The sequence below is a fragment of the Achromobacter piechaudii NBRC 102461 genome, assembly GCF_001571245.1.
In the GTDB taxonomy this organism is placed as follows: Bacteria; Pseudomonadota; Gammaproteobacteria; order Burkholderiales; family Burkholderiaceae_B; genus Achromobacter; species Achromobacter piechaudii.
Map to the genome: position 1 here is coordinate 1,323,192 of NZ_BCTK01000001.1, position 13,963 is coordinate 1,337,154.

A 13,963-nucleotide genomic window follows, 5' to 3' on the forward strand; every position below is an offset into this window, starting at 1 on the left:
ACTCGAAAATCATCGTTCATGCGGCGGCACCGACTGCTTAGGATCTGGGGTTCTCCCTAACGCCTGATGGCGCCACGCGCGCCGTGCCTCTTACCCCATGCCAGATACTTCTCTTCAAAAGCCGCAGGCTCCCCCCGTGCGCGTCGCCGTCGACGTGGGCGGCACGTTCACCGATATCGTCCTGGAACGCGACGAACAACGCTGGTCCGCCAAGCTGCTGACCACGCCCGACACGCCGGAGACGGCCGTGCTGCAAGGCATAGAAGAATTGCTAGGCGTCGCGGGCCTGGGGTGGCCCGACGTCAGCCTGCTGATCCTGGGCACCACGCTGGCCACCAACGCGCTGATCGAACGCAAAGGCGCGCGCACCGCGCTGCTGACGACGGCGGGCTTTCGGGATCTGGTCGAGATCGGTCTGGAAGACCGTTTCGCGCAGTACGACATTTTTCTGGACAAGCCCCAGCCGCTGGTGCCCCGGCCATGGCGCTACGGCGTCACGGAACGGGTCGACGCGCGCGGCCAGGTCCTCACCCCGCTGGATGAATCGCAAGTCATTGCGCTGGCTCATGAGCTGCTGGCCGAACGCATCGAAAGCGTGGCGGTCTGCCTGCTGCACAGCTATGCGCACCCGGCCCACGAGCGCCGCATCCGCGAACTGCTGGAGCAGCATGCGCCCGGTCTGTGGGTGTCGCTGTCGTCCGACGTGTGCGCCGAAATCCGCGAGTATCCCCGCCTGTCGACGGTCAGCGCCAACGCCTATGTGCAGCCGCAGGTGTCGGGCTATCTGCGCCGCTTGAACGACTCGGCGCGCGCACGCGGCTTGCGCGGCGAGCCTTTTCTGATGACCTCGGGCGGAGCCATCGCCACGCTGCAAACCGGTGTGGAAGAACCAGTGCGGCTGGTGGAATCGGGACCGGCGGGCGGCGCCATCCTGGCGCAGCACGTCGCCGAACAGACCGGGTCCGCCCACGCGCTGTCCTTCGACATGGGCGGCACCACGGCCAAGATCTGCTACATCGATGACTTCGAACCGCAGATCAGCCGCAGCTTTGAATTCGGGCGCGTGCATCGGCATCTGAAAGGGTCCGGCCTGCCCATCCGCATTCCCGTCATCGAGATGGTGGAGATTGGCGCGGGCGGTGGCTCCATTGCGCGCGTCAATCACCTGGGCGTGGTGCAGGTCGGCCCGGACAGCGCGGGCTCGCTGCCCGGCCCGGCCGCCTATGGCAACGGCGGCGAACTGCCCACCGTGACCGATGCCCACGCCACCCTCGGCACCGTGACGCCAGAGCGGTTCGCGGTGGGCAAGGTCAGCCTGCAACCCGAGCTGGCCCAGCGCGCCATCCAGGCCCATCTGGCCGAGGGCACCGGCCTGGACGCGCCGCAGGCCGCGCAGGCCATCATCGACATCGTCACCGAGAACATGGCCAACGCCGCGCGCGTGCATGCCTCGGAACTGGGCAAGGCAGCCGAAGAACACACGTTGATCGCCTTTGGCGGCGCCGCGCCGCTGCACGCCGCCCCGCTGGCGCGCAAGCTGGGCATCGACCGCGTCATCATCCCGGAATCGGCCGGCGTGGGATCGGCCGTGGGCTTTCTGTGGGCGCCCATCGCCTATCAGGCCGTTCGCAGCTTTCATCAGCGCCTGGACGGCATCGACCATGCCGGCGTGCAACGCATGCTGGACGAACTGAGCGCCAGCGTCGACGCCGTGGTGCGCCGTGCCGCGCCCGACACGCGCCTGACGCACAAGCGGGTGGTGTACATGCGCTACAGCGGCCAGGGCCACGAGATCGCGGTCGATCTGCCCGACGGCCCGTTCGACGCCGCTGCCAGCGCCGCATTGAACACGGCGTTTGCCCAGCGCTACGCCCAGCTATATGGGCGCAGCCTGCCGCACGTGGCGCCCGAAGCCGTGAGCTGGTCGGTCGCCGCACAGGCCGGCGAGCGCCGCGCCCGCCCGCAAGACCACATCGCCACCGGCCCCGGCACGGCGGCGCGCGCGGCGGGCACGCGCGTGGTGTACGACGCCGCGCAAGCCCGCTGGATCGACATTCCCTATTACGAGCGCCAGTCGCTCGACCCCGAACAGACGCTAACCGGCCCCGCGCTGGTCGTCGAAGACGAAACCACCACCTACGTGCCCCCGGGCTTCCTGGCGCGCCGTAGCCGCCTGGGCTCGCTGGTATTGGACGACACGCACGCGCCGCAGCGCCGCCAGGCCGACGCCGCCAACAAGGACCACGCATCATGAGTACTTTCACCACCGCCCCGACCAGCGCCGATGCCAAGCCCGCAGGGCAAGAACGCATCCGCTTTCAACTGGCCTGGAACCGGCTGCTGTCCGTCGTGGAAGAGCAGGCCCAGGTGTTGATCCGCTCGGCATTCGGCACCGCCACGCGCGAGGCCGGCGACCTGTCGGCGGGCGTGTTCCTGCCCGATGGCCGCATGATCGCCCAGGCCGTCACCGGCACGCCGGGGCACGTCAACGCCATGGCCGAATCCGTCAAACACTTCCTGCGCGTGTTCCCGCCCGACACGCTCAAGGATGGCGACGTGCTGCTGACCAACGATCCGTGGAAAGGCACCGGCCACCTGTTCGACATGACCATGGTGACGCCCGTCTTCCATGGCGGCGCGCTCGTTGCCTTGTTCGCCTCGACCCTGCACGTGATCGACATCGGCGGCATCGGCAGCAGCGCCGACGGCCTGGAGATCTATCACGAAGGCTTGTTCCTGCCCATCCTGCGCTTCTTTCATCAGCACGAAGTGGACCCCGGCGTGCTGGCCATCATCCGCGCCAACGTGCGCGAACCCGAACAGGTGGAAGGCGACCTCTACGCGCTGGTGGCCTGCAACGACATCGGCGCGCGCCGCCTGAAAGCGCTGCTGACCGAATTTGAACTCGGCGGCCTGGACGCATTGGGCGGCTACATCATCGAGCAATCCGAACAAGCCATGCGGCAGGCGATTGCCCAATGGCCCACCGGCATCTGGCATAACACGCTTGTGATCGACGGCTATGACGCACCCATCACCTTGCAGGCCAGCGTCAGCATTGCGTCGGACAAGATCCGCATTGATTTCGCCGGCACCTCGCCCAGCGTGGCGCGCGGCATCAACGTCGTGAAAGCCTATACCGACGCCTACACCTCGTTTGGCGTTCGTTGCCTGATCGGCGCGGACGTGCCCAACAACGCCGGGTCGCTGTCCTGCGTGGAAGTGGCCGCGCCCGAAGGCTCCATCCTGAACGCCCGCTTTCCCGCCGCCGTCACCGCGCGCCACATCATCGGACAGATGCTGCCCGACGTGGTCTTCGGCGCGCTGCGCCAGGCCCGCGCCGATCAGGTGCCGGCCGAGGGCGCGTCGTCTTTGTGGAACCTGCATCTGGTGGGCGGCGAACCGCTGGCGGGCGCCACGCCCGAGCAACAGGAAGCGCTGCTGGCCGGTCCGCGTTTCAACGCCGTGAGCTTCTCCACGGGCGGCACCGGCGCGCGGCCTGGCAAGGACGGGCTTTCGGTCACGTCCTACCCCAGCGGCGTGCGCAACGTGTCGCTGGAAATTCTGGAAAGCGCCAACCCGCTGGTCTTCGAACAAAAGGAATACCGGCCGGATTCGGGCGGACCCGGCACGCAGCGCGGCGGCTTGGGACAAACCATCGTGCTACGCCACGCCGACCCGCAAGCCGCCATGATCGTCGCCGCCGCCTTTGACCGCGTGGTGTATCCGGCGCGCGGCGCGTTGGGCGGACACGCGGGGGCCAGCGGGCAACTGGGCTTACAGAGCGGCGCCGTCCTGCGCGCCAAGGGACGGCAACTGATCCCGCCCGGCGAACGACTTGTCGTCCACACGCCAGGCGGCGGCGGACTGGGCGACCCCGCCCTCCGCCCCGCCCACCAGGTCGAACGCGATGTGCGCGACGGCCTGATCAGCGCCGACCAAGCCCGCAATGCCTACCAGGAACAACAAGCATGAACCCGACCCGACGCACTTATCTGGGCCTGTCCGTCGCCGCCGCCTTGCTGGCGATGGCCGCGCCGCTGCGCGCCGCCACGCCATCGTCTTCCACGCCCACTCGCGGCGGCACGCTGACGTTGCTCTTGCCTTCCGAACCCACCGCGCTCGTCACCGTGGGCAATGTGGCCACGCCGATCCTGAGCGTCAGCGCCAAAGTCACCGAGGGCCTGCTCAAGTACGACTACGACCTCACACCCCAACCGCAATTGGCGACCGCCTGGCAGATCAGCCCGGACGGCACCGTCTACACCTTCACGCTGCGCCAGGGCGTCAAATGGCACGACGGCAAGCCCTTCACGGCGGACGACGTCGCCTTTTCGATCGGGTTGCTGAAAAAGATCCACCCGCGTGGCCGCAACACGTTCGCCAACGTCACCGCCATCGAAACGCCCGACGCGCACACCGTGGTGCTGCGCCTGGCCAAGCCCGCGCCCTACCTGATCCGCGCGTTCGTCGCCACCGAGACACCCATCATCCCCAAGCACGTCTTCGATGGCGCCGACCCCTTGACTCATCCGGCGCTGTCCGCGCCGATCGGCACGGGCCCCTTCAAGTTCAAGGAATGGCAGCGCGGCAGCCACATCGTCTACGAACGCAACCCGGATTACTGGGACGCGCCCAAGCCCTACATCGACCGGCTGATCGTGCGCGTGGTGGCCGACCCGGCCGCCGCCGCCATCGCCTTCGAGACCGGGACCGTGGACCTGGGCTACCGCACGCCCGTGCCGCTGGCGGACCTGGCGCGCCTGAAAGCCGTGCCGTCGCTGCGCTTCGAGACGCGCGGCAACAGCTATTCCTACAACGTGACGCGCCTGGAATTCAATCTGGACGATCCGCACTTCAAGAACGAGAAGGTGCGGCAGGCGGTGGCGCACGCCATCGACCGCAACGTCATCCTCAAGGTCGTGAACTACGGCGTGGGCCAGGTGGCGTATTCGCCCATCGCGCCGGGGCTCAAGACCTATAACGACCCCACTCCCACGCCCTATCCGTTCGACCTGAAACGGGCCAATGCGCTGCTGGACGAAGCCGGCTATCCGCGCGGCGCGGACGGCGTGCGCTTTCGGATACCGCTGGACTACAACCCCATCGGTTCGGACGGCGCGCGCCTGGCCGACTACCTGCGCACAACGCTGGCGCGCACCGGCATCGCCGTGACGGTGCGCTCGCAGGACGCCTCGGCCTTCATCAAGCGCATCTACACCGACCGCGACTTCGCCTTCACCACCAATGGCGCCAGCAATCTGTTCGATCCGACGGTAGGCGTGCAGCGGCTGTACTGGTCCAAGAACTTCATCAAGGGCGTGCCATTTTCCAACGGCACGCACTACCAGAACCCGAAGGTGGACGCCTTGCTGGAAGCGGCCTCGGTGGAAAACGACCCGGCGCGTCGGGTGGAACTGTTCAAGCAATTCCAGCAGATCGTCGCGCGCGAGGTGCCCGACCTGAACCTGTACCAGCCGGAATTCATCACCATCGCCAACCAGCGCGTGCATGACCATTCGCTGACGGCCGACGGCGTGGAATCCAATCTGGCGGACGTCTACCTGCAATGAACCTGCAACGCGCCGCCCGCTCGCTCGCCCGATCCGTGGTCCAGGCGATCCCTACCGTCATCGGCGTCATCCTGCTTGGCTTCTTCCTGCTGCAAGCGGTGCCGGGCGATGCCGCCGATGTGATTGCAGCCGAATCCGGTTCGGCCACCGAAGCCGGCATGGCCGCCATGCGCAGCCAATTCGGCCTGGACCGCCCGTTGTGGCAGCAACTGACTGCCTACCTGGGCAATCTGGCGCACCTGAACCTTGGGGTGTCGCCGCGCTACAACCTGCCCGTCTCCGAGCTGATCTTCAGCCGGCTGGGCAACACCGTGCTGCTGATGTTCAGCGCCTTGGGCTGCGCGCTGGCGGTCGGCATCGCGTTGGGCGCCGTCATGGCCAGCTTCGTCGGCCGCTGGCCCGACCGCCTGCTGTCGCTGGCGGCGCTGCTGCTGTATTCCACGCCGGGATTCTGGCTGGGCCTGATGGCCATCATCCTGCTGTCGGTGCAGCTGGGGTGGTTGCCGCCCGGCGGCGTGTCCACCATCGGCTCGCCCGCCACCGGTCTTGCGCACGCGCTGGACGTGGCGCGCCATCTGGTGCTGCCCACGCTTGCGCTCGCCGGCTTCTACGTGGCGATCTTCGCGCGCCTGACGCGCGCCGCCATGCTGGAAGTCAGCCGGCAGGACTTCGTGCGCACCGCTCATGCCAAGGGGTTGGCCCCCACGGCCGTCGCGCTGCGCCACGTGCTGCGCAACGCGCTGATCCCCGTCACGACCGTCGCCGGCCTGAACTTCGGCGCATTGCTCGGTGGCGCGGTGGTGGTCGAGACAGTGTTCAGCTGGCCAGGGCTGGGCCGGCTGGCCTACGAGTCCGTCATGGCCCGCGACTACGTCGTGCTGCTGGGCATCCTGGTGCTGTCATCGCTGCTGGTCATCGTGGCCAACATCCTTGTCGATCTGTTGCAGACCTTGCTGGACCCGCGCATCCGCGCCGGTTGAACGAGGTCCGCATGCCTGTCGGTCGCGTTTGATATCCCGTCTTTAGCTTTCATCCCTTGCCTCCATGTCTTCTGAAATCCTGTCTTCGATAGCCGCACCGCCCGTCTTCACCGTCCGCAAAAGCGGTCTTGCACGCCGCTTGCGCTGGCTGGCGGCCAACCCGGGCGCAGCCACGGGCGGCCTGCTCTTGCTGTTGATCCTGGTGGCCGCCATCACCGCGCCGTGGGTGTTTCCGAACGACCCGCTGGACATGGTCGGCCCACCCATTCAGTGGCCGGGCCAGGACCCTGACTTCTGGCTGGGCACCGACACCATGGGGCGCGACATTGCCGCTGGCCTGGCGCACGGCGCGCGTGTGTCGTTGACGGTCGGTGTCACGGCGGCGCTGCTGAGTCTGGCCATCGGCATCGCCGTGGGCGCGTCGGCCGGCTATTTTGGCGGCTGGGTCGATGCGGTGCTGATGCGCGTCACCGAACTGTTGCAGACCATCCCGGCGTTCCTGCTGGTCGTGGTGATCGTGGCGATCGGCAAACCCTCGGTCAGCGTGATCGCCTTGTCCATCGGCGTGGCGTCATGGCCCGTCGTCGCGCGTCTGGTGCGCGCGGAATTCCGCACCCTGCGCGAATCCGAATTCGTGCTGGCCGCGCGCAGCAACGGCTTTGGCCACGCCCATATCGTCCTGCGCGAAATCCTGCCCAACGCGCTGCCGCCCGTCATCGTGACCACTTCCGTGCTGGTGGCGAACGCCATTCTCATGGAGTCGGCCTTGTCCTTCATGCACCTGGGTGACCCGAACGTGGTGTCGTGGGGCAGCATGATCGGCGATGCGCGCGAGATGCTGCGCACCGCCTGGTACCTGGCCGCCCTGCCCGGCCTGTCCATCGTGTTGACCGTGCTGTCCCTGAACCTCTTGGGCGACGCGCTGAACGATGCTTTCAACCCGAGGCTGACCGCATGACCCGCGCGCCGCAACCCTCCGACACCCGCGCGCTGCTGACCGTGCGCGACCTGAGCGTCTCGTTCTCCGCCCATGACGGGCTACGCCGTGCCGTGGATGGCCTGAGCTTTGACGTTGCGCCCGGTGAAACCTTGGCGCTGGTCGGCGAATCCGGCTGCGGCAAGTCCACCACGGCGCTGGCCATCCTGCGCTTGCTGGCGTCCGGTAGCCGCATGCAAGGGCAGATCCTGTTCGATGGTGTCGATCTGGCGCGCCTGCCCGCCCCGGCGCTGCGGCAAGTGCGCGGCCGCGACATCGCGATGATCTTCCAAGAACCGATGACCTCGCTCAACCCCGTGCTGACCATCGGCCGGCAGATCGCCGAAGCCATCCGCTGCCACGAAGACATCGACCGCGCCGTTTTGCGCCAGCGCACGCTTGAACTGCTGGCGCGCGTGCGCATCCCCGATCCCGAACGGCGCATTGACGATTACCCGATGCAGTTGTCTGGCGGTCAGCGCCAGCGCGTGATGATCGCCATGGCCATCGCCTGCCGGCCCCGGCTGCTGGTCGCCGATGAACCCACCACCGCGCTGGACGTCACCATCCAGGCGCAGATCCTGCAACTGCTGGACGAACTGCGGCGCGACCTGGGCATGAGCGTCTTGCTGATCACCCACGATCTGGGCGTGGTGCGGCAATGGGCGGACCGCGTCATCGTCATGCACGGCGGAAAAAAGCTGGAAGAAGCGCCGGCCGCCCGGCTGTTCTCTGCCCCATCGCATCCGTACACCCAGGGCTTGCTGGGCGCGTCGCTGCACGCGCGCGACGGGCTGCACTATCGTCAGGCGCGTCTGCCGGAAATCGTGGTCAGCCCCGACCCGGGGCGTGGCGAACCGCGCTTCACTTTGCGCACCTCGAACGCCATCGCGCATAGACGCGACGCCTGGCATGCGTCCGACGCGCCGCTGCTCAGTGTGCGCGGCCTTGCCACGCGCTACGAAGGCCGTCGCGGCGCCGCCGTGCTGGCGGTGAACGACGTGTCCTTCGACATCGCCAATGGAGAAACGCTGGGTCTCGTCGGCGAATCGGGCAGCGGCAAATCCAGCCTGTCGCGCACGCTGCTGCGCTTGACGCCCGCCCATGCCGGGCAGGCTCTGCTGCGAGGCACGGATCTGCTGGCCCTGTCCGAGCGCGCGCTCAAGCCATGGCGACGCCATATACAAATGGTGTTTCAGGATCCCTACGCGTCGTTAAACCCCCGGCATACGGTGGACGACATCCTGAGCGCCGTCCTGCGCGTTCACGGCGAGCACGACCGCGCAGCGCGCAAGCGGCACGTGGCCCGGATGCTGGACAACGTGGGCCTGCCCGCCGACGCGGGCCGCCGCTATCCCAACGAATTTTCGGGCGGACAGCGTCAACGCATCGGCATCGCGCGCGCGCTCATCACCCGACCTGCACTGGTCGTACTGGACGAACCCGTGTCCGCGCTGGACGTCTCGGTGCAGGCGCAGATCCTCAACCTGCTGGTGGATCTGAAGGACGAGCTGGGCTTGTCCTACCTGTTTATTTCGCACGACCTGGCGGTGGTGCGCTACTTGTGCGACCGGGTCATGGTCATGAACCAGGGCCGCATCGTGGAACACGGTACGCCCGAGGCCCTCTGGCGGCGCCCGGCGCATCCTTATACGAAGACACTGCTGGCCGCCGCGCCGGGGGTGGTGGGCGTGGAGGCAGAACCGCTGGCGCGATACGCCTGAGGTTGTGCCTTCAGGCTCGCGGCCCCCCAAGCATTGGTATGCTGCGCGCTTGAGCTCCCGAGCTTGCCCACGCCAGCAGGCGCATCACCGATGCACGCCCGCTCTCGCGGCAAGCCCTCCCACCGGCCCCCTACCAGACTGGCAATTCCATGAGCGACGCTACCCACATCCCCACCCTGGCGCCCGACGTGCGGGCCGCGCAAGCGCTGGCCAAGCAGCATGGCGTTGGCACGCCTGACGTGCTGACCACGCCCATCGCCGACGTCCGCGAACAAAGCCGCGCCTATCATCATTGGTTGAGCCAACCCGCGCCGCCGGTCGGGCGCGTCGTCGAGCATCGGCTGGATCATCTGCCGGTGCCCGCCACGATGCGCCTGTATTACCCCGAGACCACAAGCGACAAGCCCCTGCCCCTCTACCTGCACCTGCACGGCGGCGGCTTCGCGCACGGCGACCTGGACACGCTGGACCGCTGGAAACGCGAAATCGCGGCCGACGCCGGCATCGTCACGGCGGGCTTGTCATATGCCTTGTCGCCCGAAGCCCGCTACCCCGTCGCACTGGAACAGGTGCTGGGCGCGCTGCGCTGGCTGCGTGATCAGGCCGGCTCGCTCGGCCTGGACGCGCAGCGCCTGGCCGTAGGCGGCGAGTCGGCCGGCGGCAATCTGACGTTGGCCGCGCTACAACGCCTGCGCGATGAAGACGACGCCTTCGTCAAGACGGGCGTCATCATCTACGGCATGCTGTCCGCGCGCGACGACACCGACTCGCAAGCCTCTTTTGGCGACGGACGCTTTGGCCTGTCCACCGAAAAGCTCGACTGGTTCTGGCGTCAGTACGTGACCGACGCCGCTCAGTTGACCGACCCTGGCGTCGCCCCGCTGCACGCCGACGTGGCCGGCCTGCCGCCGCTGATCCTGCAAGCCGCGGCGCTGGACCCGCTGCTGGACGACACGCTGGACCTGGCCAACAAGCTGTTCGCCAGCGGCGCCGCGCCGATGCTGGTCGTCTATTCCGGCGTGCCGCACAGCTTCATCGGCATGACGCGCCTGCTTCCCCAGGCACAAGAGGCCCGCGCGGATCTGGTCCATGCGTTAAAGCGCAACCTGGCCGCATAGGAAAGCGGGACTCAACGTAGTCGTCCAATGGACAGCGCCTTGCGCCGACTGCGTCCGGGCGCAGCGGGTGCGTCGTCGGGGTCGAATCAGACAAGCGCGGGAATGGCGGTCCTCTCGGGCGCGCCATGTCCGTGGCCGGGTGTGTGGCGACGCGACGATCCCTCGCTCGCAATCGAACAGACCTTCATGCTTGGCGAGACGCTGCCCCCTGAGCCTTCGCCCACCATCACATCAGCTACGCGCCGGCTTGTTGCCGTGCGACACGCTGGGCGTGTCGCGGAACAAGGACATATGCGTATGGGTTGCGACCCAGGCGTCGCCAATGGCATTGCGGGCGAACGAGACCGTGGCGCGGCCCACGCGCTCGAAGGGTTTGCCGTCTGGGTGATAGCCGGTGGAATCCCACACCGCCATGCCGACGGCGAACAGGCGGTCGGGGGACACCAGGCAATGTACGTCGTCCAGCCGCCAGACAAAGTCGTCGATGGTGAACCACACATTGCGCCACTGCGTCTGCTCCGCGTGATCACGGCCGGTGACGAAGTTGGTGTAGGTGCCGAAGGCGACGAAGTCCTCGGCAAAGAGAGGGCGGGCCGCGGCGTAGTCCACGGCCTGCACGTGGTCGGACAGTTCCTTGAACCACGCGCGTACGGCGGCAGCGTCGGTGGCGTCAACGGGGACCAGGGCTTGCACGGACATGAGGCTTGCTCCAGGGAAGTCAGAGGTTCGAAGCGGGAAGGATTGCATTAAGCCCCGGCAGGCCCCTGCCCGCAACCCCGACATGCCAATAAGGAAGCTCCCACGCGCGATGCGGTTCGGCATGCCGCGCGCGATGCCACGAACGGATCACCCCGCTAGTGGTTTTCCCTGAAACGTAGAGAATTTGCGCGGCTCCCCGTTCCCAAGCTCGGCCGCGTCCGGTACATTTCGTCCAGTGGCCTGACCACTGGACCATCAGGCATCCAAACAAATCCGCGCAAACGCCAACCCGCCGCAAGACACATCCGCCCAAGACCTATTACGCTCTATCCCCCGGAACCCTACCTCTACGCCCCATGACTTCCCTTCAGGCCGTTGCCTCCACCCGCCTCTACCGCATGATTGCCGACCAGATCGCCGCGCGCATCAAGGCGGGGGATTTTCCTGCTGGCGGCCGCTTGCCGGCCGAGCGGGAATTGGCCGAGCAATTGCAGGTAAGCCGGGCGTCGGTGCGCGAAGCGCTGATCGCGTTGGAAATCGAAGGCTATGTGGATGTGCGGGTCGGTACGGGCGTGTTCGTGTGCCCGCCGCGTGAAGACGGCCAGTATCAGGACGCGCAAAGCGCGCAAGGCACCACCTCGGCGGCCACGGCCGACAACGTCGATGCCACCGATATCGGCCCGTTCGATCTGTTGGAAACGCGCTTGCTGATCGAGCCGGAATGCGCGGCGCTGGCGGCGCAGAAGGCTTCGCCCGCGCAGATCGCCGCCATCCGCGCCGCGCACGAAGGCATGTCGCTGACGGAGTCGCCCAGCGTGCATGACCGCGCGTTCCATAGCGCCATCGGCGCGGCCTGCGGCAACGCCGCGCTGGCCGCCGCCATTTCGCACATCTGGCACCTGAGCACCTTGAGCCCCGTGTTTCACCGCCTGGAAGAACACTTCGTGACCACCAAGGTGTGGAGCGAAGCGCAGAAAGAACACGAACGCATCCTCGCGGCCATCGTCGACCGCGACCCCATCCGCGCACGCCACGCCATGCACGACCATCTGGTCGGCATCCTGGCGCGCCTGCGCGAAGATTTCGGCAATGGCGGGATTCGATGATGCGATGACCCACCGACCCCTGACCGGCTGACGCCTCAGCCCGGCGCCTTCGGGCGCTCTCCCCTACCGACCGTGCATGCACCGCCGGCGCCCAGCGCGCTGCCCGCGGCAAGGGGAGCGGCTTGCCCGCCGGATCATGAATTTGCAGTGCCCGTTCGTCAAACACATAAAACATATCAAGGTGAAAACATGCAGCTGACCCGTACCGTGAAGCTAGTGAGCGCGGCGCTACTCGCGCTAGGCGCTCATGCCGCCCAGGCCAACAAGGCCGACAACTCGTTGAACATCGCGTTCGACGCCGCGCCCGCCACGCTGGACGCCTATAAGGAATCGGACCGTCCCGGCCTGGCGCTGGCGCGCATGGTGTTCTCGGGGCTGCTGCAAAAAAATCAGGACACGGGTGAATTCGGTCCGTCCATCGCCACGGGCTACAAGTTCGTCGACGACACCACCATCGACCTGCCGATCCGCCGCGACGTGAAGTTTCACGACGGCTCGCTGCTGACCATCGACGACGTGCTCTACACGCTGAACCTGGTGTCCTCCGACGCCTACAAGGCGCGTTTTCAGAACCAGGTGGCGTGGATCGCCAAGGCGGAAAAGGTCGGCGACGACACGGTGCGCATCAAGATGAAGACGCCCTACCCGCTGGCGCTGGAAATGCTGTCGGAGAACCTGCCGATCTACCCGCGCAAGTACTACGAGGCCAACCAATCCGACATGGGCGCCAAGCCCATCGGCACCGGCCCCTATCGCCTGACGGACAGCCAGCCGGGCAGCCGCTACGTGTACGAGCGCTTCGACGACTACTTCGGCGCCAAGCCCGCCGTGCAGAAGCTGGTGGTGCGCGTGCTGCCGGACGCCAATACCCAATACGCCGAGCTGCTGTCCGGCGGCCTGGACTGGATCTGGCGCGTGCCGCCCGACGTGGCCAAGCGCATGGAGAAGACGCCGTCGGTCACGGTCAAGAGCAGCAGCATCATGCGCATCAGCTATATCTCGCTGAACCCGCGTTTTGACGATGGCAAATCGCCGCTGGCCAAGCAGCAGGTGCGCCAGGCCATCAACTACGCCATCGACCGCGAGGCCATCCGCCGCGCGCTGGTGGGTGGCGCGTCCAAGGTCATCAACGCCGCGTGCAACCCGGCCCAGTTCGGCTGCTCGGCCGATGTGCAGGCCTACAAGTTCGATCCGGCGCGCGCCAAGCAACTGCTGGCGCAGGCCGGCTACCCCAACGGCATTTCGCTGGACCTGGTGATCTCGGCCCCGCCGCGCAGCATCCTGGACGCGGCCGCTGCTCAGATGGCGCAGGCCGGCATCAAGCTGAATCTCGTCGAGCAGCAGTACGGCACGGCCATGACCAATTGGCGCGACGGCAAGATCGCCATGCTGGCGTCCAACTGGGGTTCCTACGGCATTGCCGACGCGGCGCTGTCCACCAGCAACTTCTTCCGTGGCGGCCCTGACGACCAGGCGCGCAACCCGGAAGTCATCAAGTACCTGGAAACGGCGGACACGTCGGTCGACCGCGAACTGCGCGCCAAGAACTACGCCGCCGCGCAGAAGATCGTGGCCGACGAGGCGTACTGGGTGCCGTTGTGGAACCACTCGCTGAACGCCGTGCAGGCCAAAGACCTGAACTTCTCGGTGGACGGCGACGAGTTTCCGCGTTTCTACAAGGCCACCTGGAACTGATCCGGGCGGCCATCGCGCCAGCCGTTGTGTCAGTCCGGTCCGGGCGCCGCATGCGCCCGGGCGGGACGGCGCGCGCCGGTGCACGCCGACAA

The 13,963-nt window shown here is 67.1% G+C and carries 10 protein-coding genes; 9 read left to right on the forward strand and 1 reads right to left on the reverse strand.

Features of this window, described 5'->3' with window-relative positions; genetic code table 11:
- The first annotated feature begins 97 nt into the window (after positions 1-97).
- The 7 genes from API01S_RS05920 to API01S_RS05950 all read left to right on the forward strand — a co-directional run bounded on the left by API01S_RS05920 (position 98) and on the right by API01S_RS05950 (position 10,371).
- On the forward strand, positions 98-2,254 hold the full coding sequence (locus API01S_RS05920) for a hydantoinase/oxoprolinase family protein (RefSeq protein WP_061303583.1): 2,157 nt from the start codon (positions 98-100) through the stop codon (positions 2,252-2,254).
- Positions 2,251-3,975: a hydantoinase B/oxoprolinase family protein gene (locus API01S_RS05925; RefSeq protein ID WP_061303585.1), complete on the forward strand. Its 1,725-nt coding sequence runs from the start codon at positions 2,251-2,253 to the stop codon at positions 3,973-3,975. The genes API01S_RS05920 and API01S_RS05925 overlap by 4 nt, the downstream gene beginning before the upstream one ends.
- Complete coding sequence (locus API01S_RS05930; RefSeq protein WP_061303586.1) at positions 3,972-5,573, forward strand: ABC transporter substrate-binding protein; 1,602 nt, start codon at positions 3,972-3,974, stop codon at positions 5,571-5,573. The genes API01S_RS05925 and API01S_RS05930 overlap by 4 nt, the downstream gene beginning before the upstream one ends.
- Positions 5,570-6,553 (forward strand): ABC transporter permease, encoded by a 984-nt coding sequence (locus API01S_RS05935; protein WP_061303588.1) that lies wholly within the window; start codon positions 5,570-5,572, stop codon positions 6,551-6,553. Before API01S_RS05930 ends, API01S_RS05935 begins: the two co-directional genes overlap by 4 nt.
- 64 nt (positions 6,554-6,617) lie before the next feature.
- Positions 6,618-7,511 carry an ABC transporter permease gene (locus tag API01S_RS05940; RefSeq protein WP_061303590.1) on the forward strand — a complete coding sequence of 298 codons (894 nt, stop codon included), beginning with the start codon at positions 6,618-6,620 and terminating at the stop codon, positions 7,509-7,511.
- Entirely contained in the window at positions 7,508-9,253 is a 1,746-nt protein-coding gene (locus API01S_RS05945) for an ABC transporter ATP-binding protein (RefSeq protein ID WP_061303593.1), read from the forward strand. The genes API01S_RS05940 and API01S_RS05945 overlap by 4 nt, the downstream gene beginning before the upstream one ends.
- A gap of 149 nt (positions 9,254-9,402) precedes the next feature.
- Positions 9,403-10,371 carry an alpha/beta hydrolase gene (locus tag API01S_RS05950; RefSeq protein ID WP_061303596.1) on the forward strand — a complete coding sequence of 323 codons (969 nt, stop codon included), beginning with the start codon at positions 9,403-9,405 and terminating at the stop codon, positions 10,369-10,371.
- A 231-nt stretch (positions 10,372-10,602) separates the two neighbouring features.
- Here API01S_RS05950 and API01S_RS05955 read toward each other — a convergent pair whose 3' ends face one another.
- Positions 10,603-11,070, reverse strand: a complete 468-nt coding sequence (locus API01S_RS05955) for a YybH family protein (protein WP_061303598.1) — start codon at positions 11,068-11,070, stop codon at positions 10,603-10,605.
- Between the two features lie 356 nt (positions 11,071-11,426).
- Here API01S_RS05955 and API01S_RS05960 point away from each other — a divergent pair, with 356 nt between their 5' ends.
- The gene (locus tag API01S_RS05960; protein ID WP_061303600.1) at positions 11,427-12,176 is read left to right on the forward strand and encodes a FadR/GntR family transcriptional regulator; all 750 of its coding nucleotides are present in this window, start codon (positions 11,427-11,429) and stop codon (positions 12,174-12,176) included.
- 189 nt (positions 12,177-12,365) lie between these two features.
- Entirely contained in the window at positions 12,366-13,871 is a 1,506-nt protein-coding gene (locus API01S_RS05965; RefSeq protein ID WP_039883214.1) for an ABC transporter substrate-binding protein, read from the forward strand.
- The last annotated feature ends 92 nt before the right edge of the window (positions 13,872-13,963 follow it).

What these genes read in the sequence shown, in the direction of transcription:
- API01S_RS05920 (WP_061303583.1), top strand. Translation starts at nt 98, where the DNA reads ATGCCAGATACTTCTCTTCAAAAGCCGCAGGCTCCCCCCGTGCGCGTC.
- API01S_RS05925 (WP_061303585.1), top strand. Translation starts at nt 2,251, where the DNA reads ATGAGTACTTTCACCACCGCCCCGACCAGCGCCGATGCCAAGCCCGCA.
- API01S_RS05930 (WP_061303586.1), top strand. Translation starts at nt 3,972, where the DNA reads ATGAACCCGACCCGACGCACTTATCTGGGCCTGTCCGTCGCCGCCGCC.
- API01S_RS05935 (WP_061303588.1), top strand. Translation starts at nt 5,570, where the DNA reads ATGAACCTGCAACGCGCCGCCCGCTCGCTCGCCCGATCCGTGGTCCAG.
- API01S_RS05940 (WP_061303590.1), top strand. Translation starts at nt 6,618, where the DNA reads ATGTCTTCTGAAATCCTGTCTTCGATAGCCGCACCGCCCGTCTTCACC.
- API01S_RS05945 (WP_061303593.1), top strand. Translation starts at nt 7,508, where the DNA reads ATGACCCGCGCGCCGCAACCCTCCGACACCCGCGCGCTGCTGACCGTG.
- API01S_RS05950 (WP_061303596.1), top strand. Translation starts at nt 9,403, where the DNA reads ATGAGCGACGCTACCCACATCCCCACCCTGGCGCCCGACGTGCGGGCC.
- API01S_RS05955 (WP_061303598.1), bottom strand. Translation starts at nt 11,070, where the DNA reads ATGTCCGTGCAAGCCCTGGTCCCCGTTGACGCCACCGACGCTGCCGCC.
- API01S_RS05960 (WP_061303600.1), top strand. Translation starts at nt 11,427, where the DNA reads ATGACTTCCCTTCAGGCCGTTGCCTCCACCCGCCTCTACCGCATGATT.
- API01S_RS05965 (WP_039883214.1), top strand. Translation starts at nt 12,366, where the DNA reads ATGCAGCTGACCCGTACCGTGAAGCTAGTGAGCGCGGCGCTACTCGCG.